This window comes from Haladaptatus sp. QDMS2, assembly GCF_029338295.1.
Classification (GTDB): Archaea; Halobacteriota; Halobacteria; order Halobacteriales; family Halococcaceae; genus QDMS2.
The window spans coordinates 2,269,809-2,289,488 of record NZ_CP119791.1; the positions used below are offsets into that span (position 1 = coordinate 2,269,809).

Here is a 19,680-nt window from a genome sequence, read left to right on the forward strand (position 1 = left end):
CTGTTGTTTTTGTCCATGGTTGTCACTGAATGAGGGCGATACCAACAACCGTCAGCCAACTGCTGGCGGCCCGTATTGCAGCCAATATAACCGTGGTTAAATAAATCTTGGTATTGATTGATAACTTATAGATGTGCGCGATACCTTCGCATCCACCGTAGAGGGGAAGAGAACTTCCGTGCTTCAGAAGTCGAAAATGAGGTGATTTAGCGTTTCGGACACGTCTCGAAAACGAGCCAAATTTAATGCGTGTTTTTTGGTAATTTCGGGTGTGAAGTTGTCTCACTATCCGGCTCGAACGCACGTCTGTCCCACATCGTCGAACAGAACTAAGTGTGGACCGCCCGAGCGAGAGGCATGGACGAGCCAGTTGTTCCCATCAATTCGATAAAACGGTCGTACGAAATCGTCGGTGAGATTCGCGACCGGGAAGGGTCGGGCGCGACCGAACTCTCGGGCGCGCTCGACCTTCCGAAGAGCACCGTCCACAATCATCTGAAGTCGCTCGAAGCGCTCGGCTACCTCGTCAAACGCGGCGGGGAGTATCGGCTGAGCACCCAGTTTCTCCACCTCGGTCGGGAGTCGCGCAACAGCAACGAACTGTTCATCCACGGCCGACAAGCGTCGAAGGCGCTCGCCGACGAGACGAACACCTACAGCCAACTCGTCGTCGAAGAAAACGGTCGCGGAGCCATCCTGCTCGCGACGCGCTGGGAGTACGAGGACCTCCCACCCTCCGCCCGCCACGTCTACCCCACGCACGAACACCTCCACACGAATGCGCCGGGGAAGGCGATTCTCTCCGCGTTCACCACCGACCGCGTCGAGAAAATCGTCGCACGCCACGGCCTGCCGGGGAGAACCGAGAAGACGCTGACAGCCCTTCCAGCCCTACGCGAAGAGCTCTCGACTGTCCGCGAACAGGGGTACGCCGTCGATACGGGCGAGATGATTCCGGGCATCGTCGGCGTGGCCGCGCCCGTGGCGACCGACGACCGGGTGTACGGCGCACTCGCCGCCTACGGCCCCGCGAGCGACCTTCGAGGGTCACTCGACGGCGACCTCTCGACCGTCGTCCGTGAGAAGGCCGCCCACGTCCGCGACGAGATCGTCTTCGCCACGATGGACTGAGCGGGCCTCGTTTCCCACATCGTCGAACGGCATTTGGCCGCTTTGCCCGTGCCCCGCCCGCCCATCGGAACGACCGTGAATACCCGTCCGTTCGTTATTCATTGCTGATAATTATTATTCGTGGGAAACACGCATTGTCGAGCAGGCGTATCGTGAGCCATGAACTTCGCGAACGTCCTCGACCTCGCCGCCGGGAACGCGCCGGTCAAGCCGGCGGTGAGCGACACGGACATCCTCCACACCTACCGGGCACTGAAAGCGCGGACGAACGCCGCGGCGAACGCGTTCACCGATATTGGCGTCGAGTCAGACGAGCGCGTAGGTATCTGCCTCACCAACAGCCTCGAACTGCTGACCGCACACCTCGGCGCGATGAAGCGCGGGGCCGTCCCCGTCCCGCTGAACACGCAGTTCTCGCCGTCGCAGATTCGTCACACCCTCGACGCGAGCGACGTGTCGGTCCTCGTCACGGACGACTCGTTCGCAGAAGTCGCGGGCGACGTCGAGGTTCCGATTACGGTAGACGGAAGCGTCGGCGAGGACTTCCACGACCTGCTCGCCGCGGCAGACGACGATTACGAGGTCTGCCCACGCCGGAGCGACGAACTCGCCGAAGTGTTCTACACATCGGGGACCACCGGCCAGCCGAAGGGCGTGCGCCACACCCACGGGAATCTCCTCTCTAACGCCCTCGGCATCGTGAACTACCTGAACCTCACCCGCCAGGACGTGGGCCTCACCGTCTGTCAGTGCTTCCACGTCACCGGTCTCAACGTCACGACCACGCCGCTGCTCTACACGGGAGCCGCGAATCACCTCCTGCCGGCGTTCGACCCCGAAACGGTGTTCGCGACCGTCGAAAACCACCGGGTGACCTACGCCTTCCTCACACCGAGCATGCTCATCGACCTGCTCGACCACCCAGCACGCGACCACTACGACCTCTCGTCGCTCGAAACGGTGGGCGTCGGCGGCGCACCGCTCCCGAAGGGCCGGTTCCACGAGGCCGAAGAAACCCTCGACTGTGCCGTCCTCGAAGGCTACGGGATGACCGAGACCACGCCGCTCGCCGCGTTCAACCGCCCGGACCCGACCCCGCGCAAACCCGGAAGCGTCGGCCCAGTCGCCCGGGAAGTGGTGGCACTTCGGGTGGAGCACCTTGAGACGGGAGAGTCTGTATCCCCCGGCGAGCGCGGAGAGTTGCTCTGGCGAGGCGACACCGTGACCCCCGGGTACGAACGCCCGCAAAACGACCGGAAGGCGTTCGTCGAGCGTGACGGCGTCCGCTGGCTGCGTTCGGGAGACATCGGCTGGGTGGACGACGACGACCACCTGTTCATTGTCGACCGCCGCGAGGACATGTTCACGACGGGGTGTGCGAACGTCTATCCACGAGAAATCGAGGACGTGCTCTACGACATCGAGGGCGTCGAGAGCGCCGCCGTCATCGACGCCCGAGACGACCTTCGCGGGGCGGTCGTGACGGCCATCATCACCCGGTCGGGAGACCTCTCTCGTGAACGCATTCGGGAGGTTTGCGCCGCCGCGCTGGACGAACACGAGGTTCCCCAGCGAATCGAGTTCGTGGACGAGATTCCACAGACGGTGACGGGAAAAGTGAACCGGGTTGCCCTGCGCGAGTCCTACGGCGGGTAGTCGAAACGCGCCCGCGAATCAGAGCAAGCCAAGCGTCGGAACCCACCCGGCCTGCGGGAGGACGCCGACGATAGCGAGCACCGCGATGAAGAACGAATTCACGACGATTGCCGCCGCGGGCGGGTCGAAGTGCGTGTCGCTGTGGGCGTAGAAGACGCGCTGGATGACCTCACCGGTGAGGGCCCCGCTTACGCCGAACAGCGCACCAATTGCGAGCGCGGGCAGAATCGGAACTGTCGTCACCGTCTCCGGAACGATGGCCAGTGCGGCCGTGCTCGCCGGCAGCGCGATGTGGTGGGTGACCGGAATCTGCTCGATGCCGAGTGCGAGAAACACGAGCGAAGCGGCGCTGATGCCGAAGGCGAGGAAGAAACTCCCCGTCTTGACCGCGGTGTAGGCGGCGAGCAGGCCGACGACGAGGCCAATCATGGCGACGTTCGCCCACTCGTACTGGTGGGGGAGCCACGGTTCAACCTTGAATCGAGTCGCTGTCGCACCGCCGTCTGCAATCGGCTTTCCGCCGTCGGCGACGACTTTGCCGCCCTCTGCGGTCTGGCGCATCTCCTCGCGCTCGAACGGCGACATGTCGAGGATGCTGCGGCCCCGCACGTCCCCGATGACCGGGAAGCCGAGGACGATTCGGTGGAAGATGGCAGAGAGAACAACACCCATCGCGATGGGGTCCCACGGAAGTGCGAATGCGCCCGAGAACTGGCGGATGAACATCCCGAGGATGCCGAACAGGCCACCGACGACGAGCACGTCGGGTTTCGTGCCGAGCGCGTGGGCAATGTTCTTCGCCTCGAAGTAGTCGAAGCCGGTGTCCATGTAGCCCTTCCGGGCGGCGTAGGCGGCCGCCGCCGCACCGCCGGCGAAGGAGATGTGCGGGCCGAACACCGGACCAAAGGCGATGCTCCCAGTGATACCGACGTTGATGGCGTCGGCGGAGGCGACGCCCGCGGCACCGAGTTCGCTCTTGATGATGTTCGCGCCCTCACCGACGATGACCATGAGGCCGGTGAAGACGAAGGCTGGAAGTGCGCCGATGGCTGCGCCGAACGCGCCGCCCGCGAACGCCGCGACGACGAGGACGAGCCACGCTTCGAGCGTATTGCCGAAGAATTCGACGGCCACGCTCAGTCACCTCCGTCGCGCGCCCAGTCGAGCGAGCGGTCGACTGCCTCGTGCCAGCGGTCGAACCGCGAATCGGCCTCTGTGGGCTCCATCTCCGGGGTGAACTTGCGGTCTACGTGCCAGTTGTTCCGCAGTTCGTCTACCGTCTCCCAGTAGCCAACCGCGAGGCCGGCGGCGTAGGCCGCGCCGAGAGCCGTGGTCTCGTCGACTTCGGGGCGGACGATGTCCGTCTGGATGATGTCAGATTGGAGTTGACAGAGGAAGTTGTTCTTGACCGCGCCGCCGTCGACGCGCAGGTAGTTCATCTCGATGCCCGAATCGCTCTCCATGGCTTCCGCGACGTCGCGGGTCTGGTAGGCGATGGATTCGAGCGTCGCCCGCACGAGGTGTTCGCGCTTCGTCCCGCGGGTGATGCCGACGATGGTGCCACGAGCGCGGCCGTCCCAGTGGGGTGCGCCGAGACCCGTGAAGGCGGGGACGACGTACACGTCGTCGGTCGAATCGACCGCCCGGGCGAGTTCTGCGGTCTGGGCCGGGTCGGCGATGAGTTCGACGTCCTCTAACCACTCGATGGCCGCGCCGGTGATGAAGATGGAGCCTTCGAGGGCGTACTGGACCGGTTCGCCGGAGCGCTGGAAGCCGATAGTCGTGAGCAGGCCGTGGTCGCTCGCGACGGCCTCCTCGCCGGTGTTCATCAGGAAGAACGACCCCGTGCCGTAGGTGTTCTTCGCGTCGCCTTCGTCAAAACACGTCTGGCCGAACAGGGCCGCCTGCTGGTCGCCGAGCGCGCCGGCGACGGGGACGCGCGCCCCGAGGAAGCCCTCGGGGTCGGTGTATCCGTAATAGTCGTCGTCGCTGGACGGGCGGACTTCCGGCAGGAGTTCCTGAGGGATGTCGAACTCGGCGAGGAGTTCTGTGTCCCACGTCAGGTCGCGGATGTTGTAGAGCATCGTCCGCGAGGCGTTGGTCACGTCGGTGACGTGCTGGCCCGTGAGTTTGTAAATGAGCCATGTGTCGATGGTCCCCATGCGCAGTTCGCCCGCCTCAGCGCGGTCACGCACGTCCTCGGGGCGACTTCGCTGAATCTTGATGGGGTCTGCGTTGTCGAGCAACCACTCGGCTTTCGTCGCGGAGAAGTAGGCGTCGGCTTCGAGGCCCGTCTTCTCGCGAATCCACTCGACTTTCTCGTCGGCTTCAAGTTCCTCGACGCGGTCGGTGGTCCGCCGGTCCTGCCAGACGAGGGCGTTGTGGACCGGCGTACCCGTCTGGGCGTCCCAGATGAGCGTCGTCTCGCGCTGATTCGTGATGCCGAGCGCCTCCAGCTGGGCCGGGTCGATGTCCGCTTCCCGCAGCGCCCGCGAGACCACAAGTTTGGTGTTCTCCCAGATTTCGACGGGGTCGTGTTCGACCCAGCCGGGTTCGGGGTAAATCTGTTCGTGCGTTTCGTAGGCGTTGGCGACGACCTGCCCGGCGTGGTCGAAGACCATGAACCGTGTGCCGGTCGTGCCCTGGTCTATCGCACCGATGTAGGTGTTCGTTGTCATTGGTGGAAGTGGGGGAGAGACGACGTGCCCGTCGATTCGTGCCCGCCGCCTGCAGAGACCAACCGAATTGTAATCATCGTTTGGTCTGTTGGCGTAGTCTGGTCTAGAATTGCCGATAAATCTTCGGGCCGCTCATCGGTTGTAATACAGCAATTGTCCAGAAATCCGGGGATACCCCCCATGGTTCGTGTGAACACGACGCGCGAGAGGCGGCAGAAATCACCCCAGCGCGGCGGTAAACATGAAGTACTCTCACCCGACAGGTGTACCATTGGATGGAGTCGAGAACTGAAGTCCTCGTCATCGGCGGGGGCTCTACGGGCTGTGGTATCACCCGGGACCTCGCGATGCGTGGGGTGGACGTCACCCTCGTAGAGCAGGGCAATCTGACCCATGGAACCACCGGGCGGATGCACGGGTTGCTCCACAGCGGCGGTCGCTACGCCGTTTCTGACCAGAAATCAGCCCGCGAATGTATCGAAGAGAACCGCGTCCTCCGGGACATCGCCGCCCACTGCGTCGAGGAGACGGGCGGCCTGTTCGTGAAGCGCCCGGAGGACACAGACGATTACTTCGAGGAGAAACTCGCAGGCTGTGAGGCCTGTGACATTCCCACGGAGATTCTGAGTAACGAAGAAGCCCGCGAAGTCGAGCCTTTCCTCGCCCCGGACATCGAGAAGGCCATCTGGGTTCCGGACGGGGCGGTCGACCCCTTCCGGCTGTGCGTCGCGAACGCCGCGAGCGCGGAGCAACACGGCGGACGAGTCCTGACTCACGCGCCCGTCACCGACCTCATCGTGGAGGCGGGCGAAGTGGTCGGCGCGAAAATTCGCCACGAACCGGGCCCGCGAAACGCGGCGACCGTCGGCAAAACCGAGACCATCTACGCAGACCACGTCGTGAACGCGACGGGCGCGTGGGCCGGGCGTCTCGGCGAGATGGCGGGCGTCGACATCGAGGTGCGCCCCTCGAAAGGCGTCATGACCATCATGAACGTCCGGCAGGTGGACACCGTTATCAACCGCTGTCGCCCCAAAGGTGACGCGGACATCATCGTCCCCCACGAAACCACCTGCATCCTCGGAACCACCGACGAGGAGGTTTCTGACCCGGAGGATTACCCCGAAGAACAGTGGGAAGTCGACCTGGTCATCGACGAACTCACGAAACTCGTCCCGATTCTCGGAGACGCCCGCACGATTCGCTCGTTCTGGGGGGTGCGCCCGCTGTACGAACCGCCGGAAGTCGGCAGCGCAGACCCCACCGACATCACGCGGGACTTCTTTCTGCTCGACCACGCAGACCGCGACGAACTGCCGGGCATGACGAGCATCGTCGGCGGGAAGTTCACCACCTACCGGATGATGGCCGAGTCGATTGCCGACCACGTCTGCCAGAAACTCGGCACCTGCGCCCGCTGTGAGACGGCCGACGTTCCACTTCCCGGCAGCGAGGATTTCAGCGTCCTTCGCGACTACATGGACGAGTTCAGTCTTCGCTCGCCGGTCGGTCGACGGTCGGTCCAACGCCTCGGCTCTCGCGCCGACGACGTGCTGAAAACGGACGCCCCGAATCCGGTTCTCTGTGAGTGCGAGGGCGTCACCCGCGCCGAGGTTCAGGACGCACTCTCCCAATCGGGAACCGACCTGAACGCCGTCCGCATCCGCACTCGGGCGTCGATGGGCAACTGTCAGGGTGGGTTTTGCTGTCAACGACTGGCGGCCGAACTCCACCCGGACCACGACGAGCAGACCGCTCGTGCCTCCCTCGACGACCTGTATCAGGAACGCTGGAAGGGCGAGCGCCACGCGCTGTGGGGCGAACAACTCTCGCAGGCCGCGCTCAACCATGCCCTCCACGCGGCGACGATGAATCGGGACACGGACCCCGCCAAAACGGGTACACCCGACTGGACCGACTTCGACGGAGGCCAGCCGTGATAGAGAGCGACGTCCTCGTCGTCGGCGGCGGGCTTGCGGGCGGGACGGCGGCGCTCTCGGCCGCCCGCGAAGGCGCAGACGTGCGCCTCGTCTCGCACAAGGAATCGACGCTTCGCCACGCGTCCGGCCTCATCGACGTGCTCGGCTACCACGACGGTACTCTACTCGCGGACCCCTTTTCCGCGGTCGGCGACATGCCAGAAGGGCATCCCTACGAGCGCGTCGGCTCGGCGGCCGTCGAAGCGGGCCTCGACCTGTTCGACGAGGTGGCAGGCGACCTGTACGCGGGCAGTCACACGACGAAGAACGCGCTCGTGCCGACCCACGGCGGGACAGTCAAACCGACCGCTCGCTACCCCGCGAGCGTCGCGCCGGGACTTGCGAGCGACGACGGCGAGATGCTCCTCGTCGGGTTCGAAACGCTCACCGACTTCGACGCACCACTCGCCGCAGACCACCTGCAAAATGCGGGCGTCCCGTTCGAAGTTCGAGGGGTCACGGCGCGCTTCCCGATGCTCCGGGCGGATGCGAAAATTACGCGGTATGCGAAGGTGCTCGACACCGACGAGAAGGGCATTCGCAGCCAACTCGTCGAGGCGATCGAACCGCACCTCGGCGACGCGACACGCGTGGGTTTCCCGGCCGTCCTCGGCCACGACCACCCGGCGCGTGTTCGTGAGGCACTCGCCGACGCACTCGGCGCGGACGTGTTCGAGGTCCCGAGCGGCCCGCCCTCGCTGCCCGGAATGCGCCTCGAAGACGTCCTGTTCGCGGTCCTCCGCGAGGCGGGCGTCACCATCGAGACTGGCAATCCAGTCGTCGGCTTCGAAGCCAGCGACGGACGCATCGACCACGTTGCCGTGAAACGCACCCACCAGCGCGTGCCGTATTTCGCAGATGAGTTCGTGCTGGCAACCGGCGGCCTCGTCGGGAAAGGAATCACCACCTCGCGCGAGGGTGTGCGCGAACCGGTGTTCGACCTGCACGTCCCACACCCGGAGAACCGATACGACTGGTTCGAAGACGAGGCCTTCGGCGACCACCCCTTCGCCCGATTCGGCGTGGCCGTCGATACGGACCTCCGACCTCTCGACGGGTCGGGTGCGGTCGAGTACGCAAACCTCCGGGCCGCAGGCGGCGTTCTCGGCGGCGCGGACTTCGCAGCAGAGAAATCGGGTAGCGGCATCTCGCTCGCAACCGGGCGGGTCGCCGGGAGGCGAGCAGCACAATCATGAGTGACTCTGAAAACTTCCCCATCGACGTATTTCCCGAGACGGAGGAGATGGACCTCCGGCCCGGGGCGGACAGTTGCTACAAATGCTCGGCCTGCGACACCTCGTGTCCCGTCGCCGAGGTGGATGACGACTTCCCCGGCCCGAAGTTCCAGGGGCCGGAACAGTGGCGGTTGAAACGAAAGGAGGACACGAGCGTCGACGAGTCGGTGATGAAGTGTTCGAACTGCATGCGTTGTGACGGGGCCTGTCCCTCCGGTGTCCCCCTCTCGCAGATGCACAACACCGCTCGCGCCGAGTACGTCTCTGAGGAGATGTCCATGCTCAGCACCGAATACTGGCGCAATCGCATCCTCGCGAACTACGGCACGCTCGCCCGGATTGGGTCGAAAGTCCCGCGACTCACCAACTTCGTGATGGGCAACTCGCTTGTCCAGCAGGTAAACGAGAAATTCCTCGGCATCACCGCAGAGCGCGAGTTCCCCGAGTTCGCCACGGAGACGTTCGTCGAGTGGTTCGAGAAACGTGGGGGGTCCACGGTCCAGTCCGAGGACAAACGCGTCGCCTACTTCCACGGCGACTACGCGAACTACAACACCCCCGAGGTGGCGAAGGCGCTCGTCCGCGTGTTCGAACACTACGGCTACGAAGTGGCCGTCCCCGACCAGCGGTGTTCCGGCACGCCGATGTTCGCCAACGGCATGATGGACGACGCGCGCCGCGCCGCGAAGTTCAACGTCGAAACGTTCCACAACCTCGTCGAAGATGGCTACGACATCGTCTGTTCGTGTACCTCGTGTTCGATGGCGCTCCGCCAGGAGTACCCCGAACTGTTCACCTTCGACGGAACCGCCGAAGTCGCCGCCCACACCTACGAGGCGCTCGAATACCTGCGCATCTACGAGGACGTCGAAGGTGACCTGAAAGGGGCGAAACCGAACTTCCCCAACCTCGCCTACCACGCGCCGTGTCACGCCCGCAATCAGGGCCTCGACGGACAGGCCGTGAACCTGTTCTCGGAACTCGACGGCCTCGAAGTCACGGACGTCGGCGACTCCTGTTCGGGGATTTCGGGGACCTACGGCTGGAAGGAGGAGAACTACGACACCTCCATGAAAATCGGCGAGGAGATGTTCGAGCACATGGAAGACGCGCCCGGCGAAACCGGCCTGACCGAGTGTCCGACCTGCGCGATGCAGATGGGCCACGGCTCTGGCTACGAGATACGCCACCCGCTCGAAGTCGTCGAGTCGGCGCTGGTGAACTGACGGAGAGAGCAGTTCACTGACTTCTGCCAGTGTGAGTGCAATCCCCCACCGGCCAGCGTGTGAAGTTTCTGAACCGTCTGCTGCGGTCATTTTATGAGAATGAAGAACAGTTGACACACATGGAGCCGTACGAACAGCTGTTTGCGATAGGTATGGTGATACTGATAGCCCCCTTCATCCATCCACTCCTCGTCGTGTTCGCTGATTTTCTCCAGGTCATCGTCCCTATTGGATTCGTTACGATATTTCTCGGCGTGCAATTGCGAATCTCAGAGAAATATTCTGCGTGAATGCGCAGCTCATGGAGCACCAGCGAAGTGGTAGAGTTCGAACCGACGAATTGTCGTCTCAATTTCACGATTCACGGAGTTTCACGGCCGATTAGGTAACGAGATTTCACTCGAAAATCCGATAGAAATGTTTTTCAGCTAACATATATTGCCGCCCCAGAAGTAGGCTTACCTGGGGAAAAGTCAATGAGACAAACCTACCACGCTGGGGGAATCGCGGTCGAATCGCTACTGAACACGGCTGTGGGCCGACGCCTCGTCTTCATCCTACTCGTGGCGCTCGCGTTGCTCGTCGTAGCGACCGGGAGTGCTGCGGCAATGGAGACGTTCCACGTCATCTAGGAGGCGCAGCCGAATCGATGCCACTCGAAGTGCTGGTGACGCTGGTCGCGTGGGTGGCGATACTCGGGCTGTTGGTCCTGCTTCCGTGGCTCGCCATTTCGGCGGTCGGCGGCGCGATAGACGCCTTCGAACCACGACCGAAGCCACTGCCCGTTGATCGCGTCGAACCGATAGACAAGCCGGCTATCGCGGACGGGTCCGGGTCGGCGTTCGACCCGAGTGACCCACACCCGCACCGGTGACGTTTTTTAGAGACGCGATGCGCTCAGCATTCGCGGTCAAGCAGGTCGTCCACGAGCGCAGACCCGACGCGATAGACGTTCTCGACGCTCGGCGCGAAGCCGCCGGAGTCCGCGGCGAGGCTCTCTTCTATCGTCTGACCGGGATGTGGCTGGTCGAAGTTCGAGACGCTGCGGATGCTCACGTAGCGGTCGAGCAGCCCGTAGCGTTTGAGGACGGTCGCCGTCGCGAAGTCCTCCATCTCCGTCGTGGCGTAGGTGCCGACGTCGTACTCGTCGACGATGTGCTGTGCTTGCTCTGAGAACGTCTCCCCGTGCCAGTAGGTGTCTCCACAGAGGGTCGTCCCGACGCCGACGAACGGTTCCGACTGAGCGACCTCCTCGTCGTAGAGTGCGCGGTACTCCTTCGCTCGCTCGCTGTCGGTGAGCGTCACGTCCTCGGCGAGCGTGCTGGCGCGTTCGACGAGGTCGTTGTTCAGTTCGAAGGCGTGGTCCGGGCGGTGCGGGCGGAGCATCATCGCGTGAGGGTCTGCCGGGCCGTCTGCACGCGACCAGCGGTGGAGCAGGTCCCAGTCGGCGACGGCCTCGCTGACGAACACGGAGCCGAGCGTGCCAACCGACGGCGGTGACCCAGAGATTCCCGCCGTGACGAAGTAGGTGTCTTCGAAGTCGAATTTCGGCGACCTGAGAATGGCCGAAAGCGACCCGGCAGTGTTGCTCTTTCCGATGCCCGTGATGGTCCCCGCGACGCCCTCGTCGTTGTAGTAAACGGGCGCGAACGCACCGGGAACGTCAGCCTCGGTCGTCAGGTCGTAGCCGTCGTACCAGAGCTGGAACTCACCGGGTGCGTCGTCGTCCTCTCGCTTCTTGAGCTTCGCGACTTCGAACGCCGCGAGGACGAACACCTTCACGTCCACAGGGTCCTCGACTGCGTCGGTGTCTCCAGCGAGGCTGGCCTGGGCCTCCTGCGACCCGGCACTCGACAGACAGCCGGCGAGTCCGGCGAGGGCGGTTGCACCACTGGCTTTCAGGAACTGGCGGCGGACGAGCGCGTTGCGCTTTCCAGACATGTGCAAATGTGTGCCCATGTAACTTAAATAAATTCTGGAATTCGCCAGTTTCTTGGGCACAGACTTGTATATTTTCGAGAAATGTATGTGGCGCGAAACATCAACACTTCCACACGCGATTTCCGGTTCGAGGGTCCCACAGCGGGAGCCGACATGTGCTGTTTACTCCCGACGTGCAAGAATAACTACTAAATTGGTCGTGTTCGAAAGATAACACTCGAAATGCCCTCCTTCATCACTCGCGTGCAAACCGGTCTGAGTCTCGCGCAATCGTACCTGGCGTTGGCGGTCGTCCCCCTGCTCACCGCTCTCGTGGAAGTTGAAAAGCTGGAGCGAATCGTCGCCCATCAGGGATTCCACATCGGCTTCAGATTCAGTGTTCCCGCAGACGTGGTGAACCTCTGGACCTTCGTTGACGTGCCGAATCAGGGGTTCCACGTCGAATCGGTCGCCCCAGCCATCGGTCCTATCTTCCTCACGCTTCCGGCGACACTCCTGCTCTCCACAGTCCTTTCCGCAGGCTACTTCGGCAGCATCGCAGAGGCACTCGAAACTGGGGAGTATCGGTTCGTCTCGAACGTCAAGAAACACTTCGTGGCGTTCCTCGTCTACGCAATCGTCCCTGTCGTCCTCGTCGCACCCCTGCTGCTGTTGGGTGGACAACCGCTCAGTCCGTCGATTATCCCCGTCGTTTTGCTTCTCGGGATCGCCTTCCTCGTCCTCGGATACCTGTTCTACGCGACGCCGTATCTCGTCGTCCTGCGCGACACCGGACTCGTCGCAGCTGCGCGCGGTGCGTACGGCATCGCGGTCGATGGCGGCGCGTTCTTTCGCTACACGGTCGGCTTCGTGTTGTTCTCGGTGCTCCTCTCCGCGTTCGCGTCAGCGTTCGTCGTGAACCTCGGCGTCGTCGGCCTGCTCGTTGGCATCCTCGTGCTCGCGCCTGTGGGACTCGGCCTCAACATCGCCACGATGCAACTGATTGCCGACGTCGACCCGCACTCGCCAGCGAGCGTCAGCCTGCAGGACGCGGTTGACGGGAGCGCCGGGACAGACTCGTCTACGGATTCTGCAGCCTGATTCACGATTGGACGACTCTCTACGAAACTATCAAATTACATACGGTTTCATCTCCTCAATCGTCGTAGTTCATGCAGGTGAGGTGAAATGGCACTTACAACCAGAAAACTGGACGGAGACGCCGTCACGGCGCTCCGAGGGATGGTGAGGGGGATGGTACTGCTTCCGGACGAACCCGGGTACGACGATTCGAGACACATCTGGAACGCGATGTACGACCGGCATCCGGCGGTCATCGTCCAGGCCCGCGGGGCGAGCGACGTGATGCAGGCGGTCCGATTCGCCAGGGAGCACGGCCTCGAAATCGCCATCAAAGGCGGCGGGCACAACGTCGCCGGCAACGCGGTGTGCGACGACGGGCTGGTAATCGACCTCTCCGAGATGCGATCGGTTCACATCGACCCCGAAGCGAAGACTGCCCGCGTGGAACCCGGCTGCAAACTTCACGACTTCGACGTCGAGGCGCAGGCCCACGGCCTCGTGACGCCAGCAGGATTCATCTCGACGACCGGCGTGGCGGGACTCACGCTCGGCGGTGGCTTTGGCTACCTCTCGCGCAAGTGGGGGCTGACTATCGACAACTTGCGGTCGGTGGACCTCGTGACCGCGACCGGCGAGTACGTCACCGCGAGCGGGACCGAGCACTCGGACCTGTTCTGGGCGATTCGCGGCGGCGGCGGCAATTTCGGTGTCGTTACGTCCTTCGAATTCGACCTCCACGAACTCGCGAGTCCGATACTCTGTGGACCTATCGTCCACGCGTTCGACGACGCGCCCGCTGTGATGCGCGAGGTGGCAGCATTCATCCGCGACGCACCGGACGAAGTGAGTTGCCTCGTCGGCATCCGCAACTCGCCACCGGCACCGTTCATTCCACAGGAGTGGCACGGAAAGTTGATTCTGCTCGTCGCACCGATGTACGCCGGATCGGTCGAGGCGGGTGAACAGGCGCTCGCGCCGCTGCGGGCAATCGGCGAACCAATCGTCGACGCCGTCGCCCCCCGACCGTACACGGTGTTCCAGACGTTGTTCGACGCGGCCGGCCTTCCCGGCAGCAGAAACTACTGGAAGGCACACTACCTCGCAGACCTGACCGACGAGGCGATAGCCGTCATCTGCGACCACGCGGCGACCATCTCGACGCCGGAGACGACTATCGGTATGCTGTCACTCGGCGGCGAGATTGCGCGGGTTCCAGAAGACGAGACACCCTACCCCCACCGCGATGCGGGGTGGGTGCTGAACGTCCAGTCACGGTGGGTGAACGAGGCCGAAGACGACGCCCACATCGCCTGGGCGAGAGACCTCTTTACCGACATGATTCCCCACTCGACCGGCGGGGTGTACGTGAACTTCCTCAGCGAAGGAGAAGGTGAAGACCGAATTCGTGCGGCGTACGGTCCAGAAGACTACGACCGCCTCGCCGAGGTGAAGGCGGCGTGGGACCCGGACAACGTGTTCCACATGAACCAGAACATCAAGCCCCGGACCTGAGCCGGTTCTGATTTTTTAGAGCCCGAAGTACTTCGCGAAGCTCAACACGAGCGTCATGATGACGGCGGCGAGCAGGCCGATGCGGACGTGCCAGAGCCACAGCCGTGAGAGCCCCTCCTGTGCGCCGCGGCTGAGTTCGGTGATGGCGTCGCGGCCGTACACCCAGCCGACGTAGAGCGTAGCGAAGAAGACGCCGAGCGGGAGGAGGATGTTGCTCGCGATGCCGTCGTACAGCCCGAGCGTGTTCGTGTCGAGTGCCGTCGGGATGCCGACGAGGAAACTCGTGAGGCCGAGGCCAGCGGCGAGGATGCGTCGGTCGATGTCGTAGTTGTCCACGAAGTAGGCGACGACGACTTCGAGCAGGCTGATGGCAGAGGAGATGGCTGCGATGAGCACGACGGCGTAGAACAGCACGCCGAGCAGGCGGCCCGCGGGCAGCGACTCGAACGCGGTTGCGACGCTGATGAAGATTGCCCCCGCTCCGGGGTCACCCGGGTCGATGCCCTGTGCGAACAGCAGCGGGAAGACGACGAGGCCCGCGAGGACGCCGATGAACGTGTTCACCGTGACGATGGCGAGACCGTCGGTGACGAGGCTCTCGTCGCCCTCGATGTACGAAGAGTAGGTAATCATCGCGCCCATCCCGAGCGAGAGAGTGAACAGCACCTCGCCGACGGCAGCGGGGACGATGGTCTGCCAGTTTGCCGCGAGGTGGGCGAAGTCCGGCTGGAGGAAGAACTCGTAGCCAGCACCCGCACCCGGCAGCGTGGCCGCCCAGATGGCAAGCCCGACCATCATCAACACGACGGAGGGGACCATGACGCGATTCCCGATTTCGATACCGCGCTCGACGCCGAGCGCGACGATGCCGATGGTCACGGCGAGGAACAGACCAGCGAAGGCGAGCGCCTCAGGCCCGGCGGACACGGTTCCGAAGTAGCCCTCCGGGTTACCGAAGTACGCGCCCGTCGCGCTCCCGACGATGTAGCGTATCACCCACCCGCCGACCACGGAGTAATACGAAAGAATCCAGAACCCGGTGAACAGCGCGAGGACGCCCGCCAGTTTCCAGGCCTTGTGGCCGTCGAAGCCGTAGGCATCGACCACGTTCTTCCGCGCCCGCCGCCCGATGGAAAACTCCACCAGCATCGCGGGGAGGCCAATGGCGAGTATCGCGATGATGTCCACGAGAAGGAACGCCGCCCCGCCATTCGCGGCCGCTTCGTAGGGGAACCGCCAGATGTTACCTAGTCCGACCGCACTGCCGACCGCCGCAAGAATGAATCCGATTCGTGACTTCCAGTGCTCTCGTTGTGCCATATTTGGCGGTGCTTCGGCAAATATTGCAATAAAGATATTGGCCCTGATATAGACACTCACACCAAATATCATTTCTTGACACGGCAACCCCGCTATGAGATAGACAAGTGTCTAGTAAAGTCGACGTCTGGGGGTGTTTATTCAGTTTCGTCTGGAAGAACTACCATCCCTCATAGTGTTAGCGAGGGCACAAGACTATTACCCGAATATTCTGAATCCACTAACGGAACTTTCCTCTATGACGCAACACAGTCGCCGCGATGTCCTGAAAGCAGCAGGCGTCGCAACAGGAATTGGGCTCTCCGGGTACGGCCTTTCGACGCTCGACGACGGAACAGTTCGCGCAGCAGAAACGGAAGCAACTCCCTACTGGCCGATGGCCAGGCAGAACGCTCAGGGGACGAGTCACAATGTCGAGGCCGTGAGTCCGGTCAATGAATTTGAAACGGCGTGGGCGTGGGAAGCAGATCAACACGGCCTACAATCGACTCCAGTCGTCTCCGAAGACACGGTGTACGTCGTCGAACACGAATTCGACATGGAAAACGGACGGATAACACTTCGAGCTCTCGATGAAGAAGATGGCTCTGAGCGATGGTCAGTAACAACGGAGGGCTACACCCAGTCTCCAGCAGTTGCCGGCGACCTTGTCTATCTACAAACGCAATTGGAAACGCAAGCACTCAATGTAGAAGATGGAGCTGTCGTCTGGAAACGAGAAGACATTGGTAATAGACGAGTATCTCCGACGATCGTCGGTGACACCCTGTACGTGAATAATTCAGGAACCATCGTGGCCCTTGACCGAAAAACCGGAGAAACCGAGCAGAAATTTGAGTTGGGTACAGAAAAGTCGGTCAGGAGCGACCCCGTCGTTGCGAACGGAACGCTGTACGCCGGGACGTACAACACCCTCTATGCAGTCGATATCGAAACAGGAAGTACACAGTGGTCCGTCGAAACGACGAACGAGATTGAAACCATTGCCGTCTCTAATGAGACGGTTTACTACACAGATAGTAGACTCGTAGCGGTCGATACATCGGGTACTCAACGATGGACAAACACGGATGTTGGTGGAGAGTTTGCCGTTGGTGGTGAGCACATTTTCGCCATGGGAAGCGACTCAACCAACGAGGCTGCGCTCGTCGCAATCGACAGAGAATCTGGCGAGGAAGTGTGGTCGTTCGATACGCTAAATGAGATTCACGCCACTCCGTCGGTTGCAAACGGAGCAGTGTACGTGACCGGCATGATCGATTCGATTCGAAGATATCAGGACCACCTTCATCTCTTCGTTCTCGATGCCCAGACAGGGATCCAGCACAGTCACGTGGAACGAGGCGACAATGAGTGGTTCGCAGAGCAGGCACTTCCTGTCGATGGACGTGTCTACTTTGGAGCGTTCACCATCTCTGGGAGTGAGAAGGAAAACTTCCTCTGGGCCCTCGACGGCCCAGTCGCCGAGAACAACCACGCCATCGAAATCGACAGCACACCGGACCTCGATTCGACGGACTTCGACGAAGGCGATTCCGTGGCCCTCGACGCCTCCGGGTCCGTAGACCCGAACGGCGAAATCGTCGAGTTCGAGTGGGACACCACCGGCGACGGGAATTACGACGAAACGGGCCCGCAAATCCAGATGGACCTCTCGTTCTGTGGCGTCCAAGACGTGACCGTCAAGACGACGGACGACGAGGGCGATACCACGACCAAGACAATTCAGGTCGACACGACGTAGAACTCTAAAATTGACCGAATCCGAACAGCATCGGATTGATAGGGGTCTACCCCGTCGGTGTGGACGATGACCGACTGTCCACGCGTTCTCTCTCTTCGTACAGTCACCACACACGCGGAGGCGGGCCGATGACCGACCGCCCCGAAATCCGCCACCTCGACGCCACGACCATCGAGCGAATCGCCGCCGGGGAAGTAGTCGAGCGCCCGGCCTCCGTCGTCAAGGAACTCGTCGAGAACAGCATCGACGCGGACGCCTCGCGCATCACCGTCGCCGTCGAGCAGGGCGGGAAGGCGGGCATCCGCATCAGCGACGACGGGGTCGGGATGACCCGCGAAGCTGTCGAACTGGCCGTCCAGAAGCACACCACGAGCAAGATTCGCGACAGTTCGGATTTGGAGGCGGGCATCGGGACGCTCGGTTTCCGGGGGGAGGCCCTCCACGTCATCGGCGCAGTGGCGCGGCTGACCATCCGCACGAAACCTCGCGGAGGCGAGACGGGCACGGAACTCGCCTACGAAGGTGGGAGCGTCGAACACGTGAAACCTGCCGGGTGTCCCGAAGGGACGACCATCGACGTCGCGGACCTGTTCTACAACACGCCTGCCCGGAAGAAATATCTCAAGCAGGAGTCGACGGAGTTCGCGCATGTGAACACCGTCGTCACGCAATACGCCCTCGCCAACCCGGACATCGCGGTAACCCTCGAACACAACGAACGCGAGGTGTTCTCAACCACCGGACAGGGGTCGCTCGAAGCGACGCTACTCTCGGTGTACGGCCGCGAAGTGGCGAAAGCGATGCTACCTGTCGAGCAGGTTCCACCGGGGCCGCTCGCCGACCTCTCGGGCGTCGTGAGCCACCCCGAAACCACCCGGAGCAGTGCCGAATACGTCTCGACCTACGTGAACGGGCGATACGTCACCTCGAAACCCGTCCGCGACGCCGTCGTCGAAGCCTATGGGTCGCAAATCGCTCCCGACCGCTACCCCTTCGCCGTGCTGTTCCTCGACGTGCCGCCAGAGACCGTAGACGTAAACGTCCATCCGCGGAAGATGGAGGTCCGGTTCGGCGACGACGCGGCGGTTCGCGAGCAAGTGAAAAACGCCGTCGAGGGCGCGCTGATGCGCGAAGGCCTCGTTCGGACGGCGGCCCCGCGAGGCCGGTCTGCCCCCGAACAGACAGAAATCGTCCCCGAGACGAGCGGGCAAGAAGACACCGAATCACCCGGCGTCTCGCATCCGGCGACCCGCAAACGCACCCGGACACGCCCTACGCCGTCTCGCCCCGAGAAACGCCGTCGGGCGCGTCCAGCGGCCGCCTCGCGTCCAGCCACCGACGAGAGCAGCGCGGACGAGGACGGTAACGAGGGAGGCGAACCCGAAACGGCAGACAGCAGCGACGAATCGACGCGGACAGCACCGGCCCGGCGTGAGTCGGCGGACCCGACAGCCGAGACGCCCACCGACACCACCTCGAACCGGAAGTTCCGCGACCGACCGACACAACAGACGCTTTCTGGCGAGCGGACGACGGGCGAGCGCGAGTTCGACCGCCTGCCCGCGCTGCGCGTCCTCGGCCAGCTCGACGACACCTACATCGTCGCGGAGACGGCAGAGGGAATGGTCCTCGTAGACCAGCACGCGGCGGACGAACGGGTGAACTACGAGCGCCTCCGCGAGCAGTTCCTCGGCGACGTGCCCGCACAGGCGCTCGCGTCGCCAGTTTCGCTCGAACTCACCGCACGCGAAGCCGAGTTGTTCGCAGACTACGAAGCGACGCTCGCGGAACTGGGATTCGAAGCGACCCTTGCGGACGACCGGACTGTTCGGCTGACGGCGGTTCCCTCGGTCGTTGCGGGGGCGGCAGACCCGGCGTTGCTCAGGGACGTGCTCTCAGAGTTCGTCGACACAGAACGGCCCGCAGAGACGGTGGACGCCGTGCGCGACCACCTCCTTGCCGACCTCGCGTGCTACCCGTCGATTACGGGGAACACGTCGCTCACGGAGGGGTCGGTGGTTGACCTGCTCGCCGCGCTCGACGCCTGCGAGAACCCCTACGCCTGCCCGCATGGCCGACCGGTCGTCATCGAGATCTCGAGCGCTGAAATCGAGAACCGCTTCGAGCGCGATTACCCCGGCCACGCCGGCCGCCGTGAAGAGTGAATCGAGCGACACGACCCCGGGAAACGCGAAT

At 62.9% G+C, this 19,680-nt stretch carries 15 protein-coding genes; 11 read left to right on the forward strand and 4 right to left on the reverse strand.

The window, feature by feature from the left end; all coding sequences use genetic code 11:
* The first annotated feature begins 357 nt into the window (after positions 1-357).
* Both P1M51_RS12305 and P1M51_RS12310 read left to right on the forward strand, forming a co-directional pair.
* The gene (locus P1M51_RS12305; protein WP_276245472.1) at positions 358-1,131 is read left to right on the forward strand and encodes an IclR family transcriptional regulator; all 774 of its coding nucleotides are present in this window, start codon (positions 358-360) and stop codon (positions 1,129-1,131) included.
* Positions 1,132-1,290: 159 nt separating this feature from the next.
* Positions 1,291-2,787, forward strand: coding sequence for a class I adenylate-forming enzyme family protein (locus tag P1M51_RS12310; protein ID WP_276245473.1), 1,497 nt, complete (start codon positions 1,291-1,293; stop codon positions 2,785-2,787).
* Positions 2,788-2,805: 18 nt separating this feature from the next.
* Here P1M51_RS12310 and P1M51_RS12315 read toward each other — a convergent pair whose 3' ends face one another.
* Positions 2,806-3,921 carry a hypothetical protein gene (locus tag P1M51_RS12315; protein WP_276245474.1) on the reverse strand — a complete coding sequence of 372 codons (1,116 nt, stop codon included), beginning with the start codon at positions 3,919-3,921 and terminating at the stop codon, positions 2,806-2,808.
* A 2-nt stretch (positions 3,922-3,923) separates the two neighbouring features.
* Positions 3,924-5,465, reverse strand: coding sequence for a glycerol kinase GlpK (glpK, locus tag P1M51_RS12320; protein ID WP_276245475.1), 1,542 nt, complete (start codon positions 5,463-5,465; stop codon positions 3,924-3,926).
* 275 nt (positions 5,466-5,740) lie between these two features.
* Between glpK and glpA the strand changes: the two genes are divergently transcribed.
* The 5 genes from glpA (at position 5,741) to P1M51_RS12345 (ending at position 10,779) form a co-directional block, all read left to right on the forward strand.
* Positions 5,741-7,405 (forward strand): anaerobic glycerol-3-phosphate dehydrogenase subunit GlpA, encoded by a 1,665-nt coding sequence (glpA, locus tag P1M51_RS12325; protein WP_276245476.1) that lies wholly within the window; start codon positions 5,741-5,743, stop codon positions 7,403-7,405.
* Positions 7,402-8,640: a glycerol-3-phosphate dehydrogenase subunit GlpB gene (glpB, locus tag P1M51_RS12330; protein ID WP_276274538.1), complete on the forward strand. Its 1,239-nt coding sequence runs from the start codon at positions 7,402-7,404 to the stop codon at positions 8,638-8,640. The genes glpA and glpB overlap by 4 nt, the downstream gene beginning before the upstream one ends.
* Positions 8,637-9,905, forward strand: a complete 1,269-nt coding sequence (locus P1M51_RS12335; RefSeq protein WP_276245478.1) for an anaerobic glycerol-3-phosphate dehydrogenase subunit C — start codon at positions 8,637-8,639, stop codon at positions 9,903-9,905. Before glpB ends, P1M51_RS12335 begins: the two co-directional genes overlap by 4 nt.
* Before the next feature lie 476 nt (positions 9,906-10,381).
* Entirely contained in the window at positions 10,382-10,537 is a 156-nt protein-coding gene (locus tag P1M51_RS12340) for a hypothetical protein (protein WP_276274539.1), read from the forward strand.
* Positions 10,538-10,554: 17 nt separating this feature from the next.
* Complete coding sequence (locus tag P1M51_RS12345; protein WP_276274540.1) at positions 10,555-10,779, forward strand: hypothetical protein; 225 nt, start codon at positions 10,555-10,557, stop codon at positions 10,777-10,779.
* 23 nt (positions 10,780-10,802) lie between these two features.
* Here the strand turns inward: P1M51_RS12345 and P1M51_RS12350 are convergent, their stop codons facing one another.
* Positions 10,803-11,846 carry a twin-arginine translocation signal domain-containing protein gene (locus P1M51_RS12350; RefSeq protein ID WP_276274541.1) on the reverse strand — a complete coding sequence of 348 codons (1,044 nt, stop codon included), beginning with the start codon at positions 11,844-11,846 and terminating at the stop codon, positions 10,803-10,805.
* A 222-nt stretch (positions 11,847-12,068) separates the two neighbouring features.
* Between P1M51_RS12350 and P1M51_RS12355 the strand changes: the two genes are divergently transcribed.
* Together P1M51_RS12355 and P1M51_RS12360 are read left to right on the forward strand one after the other, a co-directional pair.
* On the forward strand, positions 12,069-12,926 hold the full coding sequence (locus tag P1M51_RS12355; RefSeq protein ID WP_276274542.1) for a hypothetical protein: 858 nt from the start codon (positions 12,069-12,071) through the stop codon (positions 12,924-12,926).
* An 87-nt stretch (positions 12,927-13,013) separates the two neighbouring features.
* A complete protein-coding gene (locus P1M51_RS12360) occupies positions 13,014-14,420 on the forward strand; it encodes an FAD-binding oxidoreductase (RefSeq protein WP_276245484.1) in 1,407 nt (468 codons plus the stop codon).
* Between the two features lie 15 nt (positions 14,421-14,435).
* On the opposite strand, the gene P1M51_RS12365 is transcribed toward P1M51_RS12360, so the two are convergent.
* Positions 14,436-15,740 carry a sodium-dependent transporter gene (locus tag P1M51_RS12365; protein WP_276245485.1) on the reverse strand — a complete coding sequence of 435 codons (1,305 nt, stop codon included), beginning with the start codon at positions 15,738-15,740 and terminating at the stop codon, positions 14,436-14,438.
* Positions 15,741-15,978: 238 nt separating this feature from the next.
* Here P1M51_RS12365 and P1M51_RS12370 point away from each other — a divergent pair, with 238 nt between their 5' ends.
* The gene (locus P1M51_RS12370) at positions 15,979-17,484 is read left to right on the forward strand and encodes a PQQ-like beta-propeller repeat protein (RefSeq protein ID WP_276245486.1); all 1,506 of its coding nucleotides are present in this window, start codon (positions 15,979-15,981) and stop codon (positions 17,482-17,484) included.
* A gap of 128 nt (positions 17,485-17,612) precedes the next feature.
* Positions 17,613-19,649 carry a DNA mismatch repair endonuclease MutL gene (mutL, locus tag P1M51_RS12375; RefSeq protein WP_276245487.1) on the forward strand — a complete coding sequence of 679 codons (2,037 nt, stop codon included), beginning with the start codon at positions 17,613-17,615 and terminating at the stop codon, positions 19,647-19,649.
* The last annotated feature ends 31 nt before the right edge of the window (positions 19,650-19,680 follow it).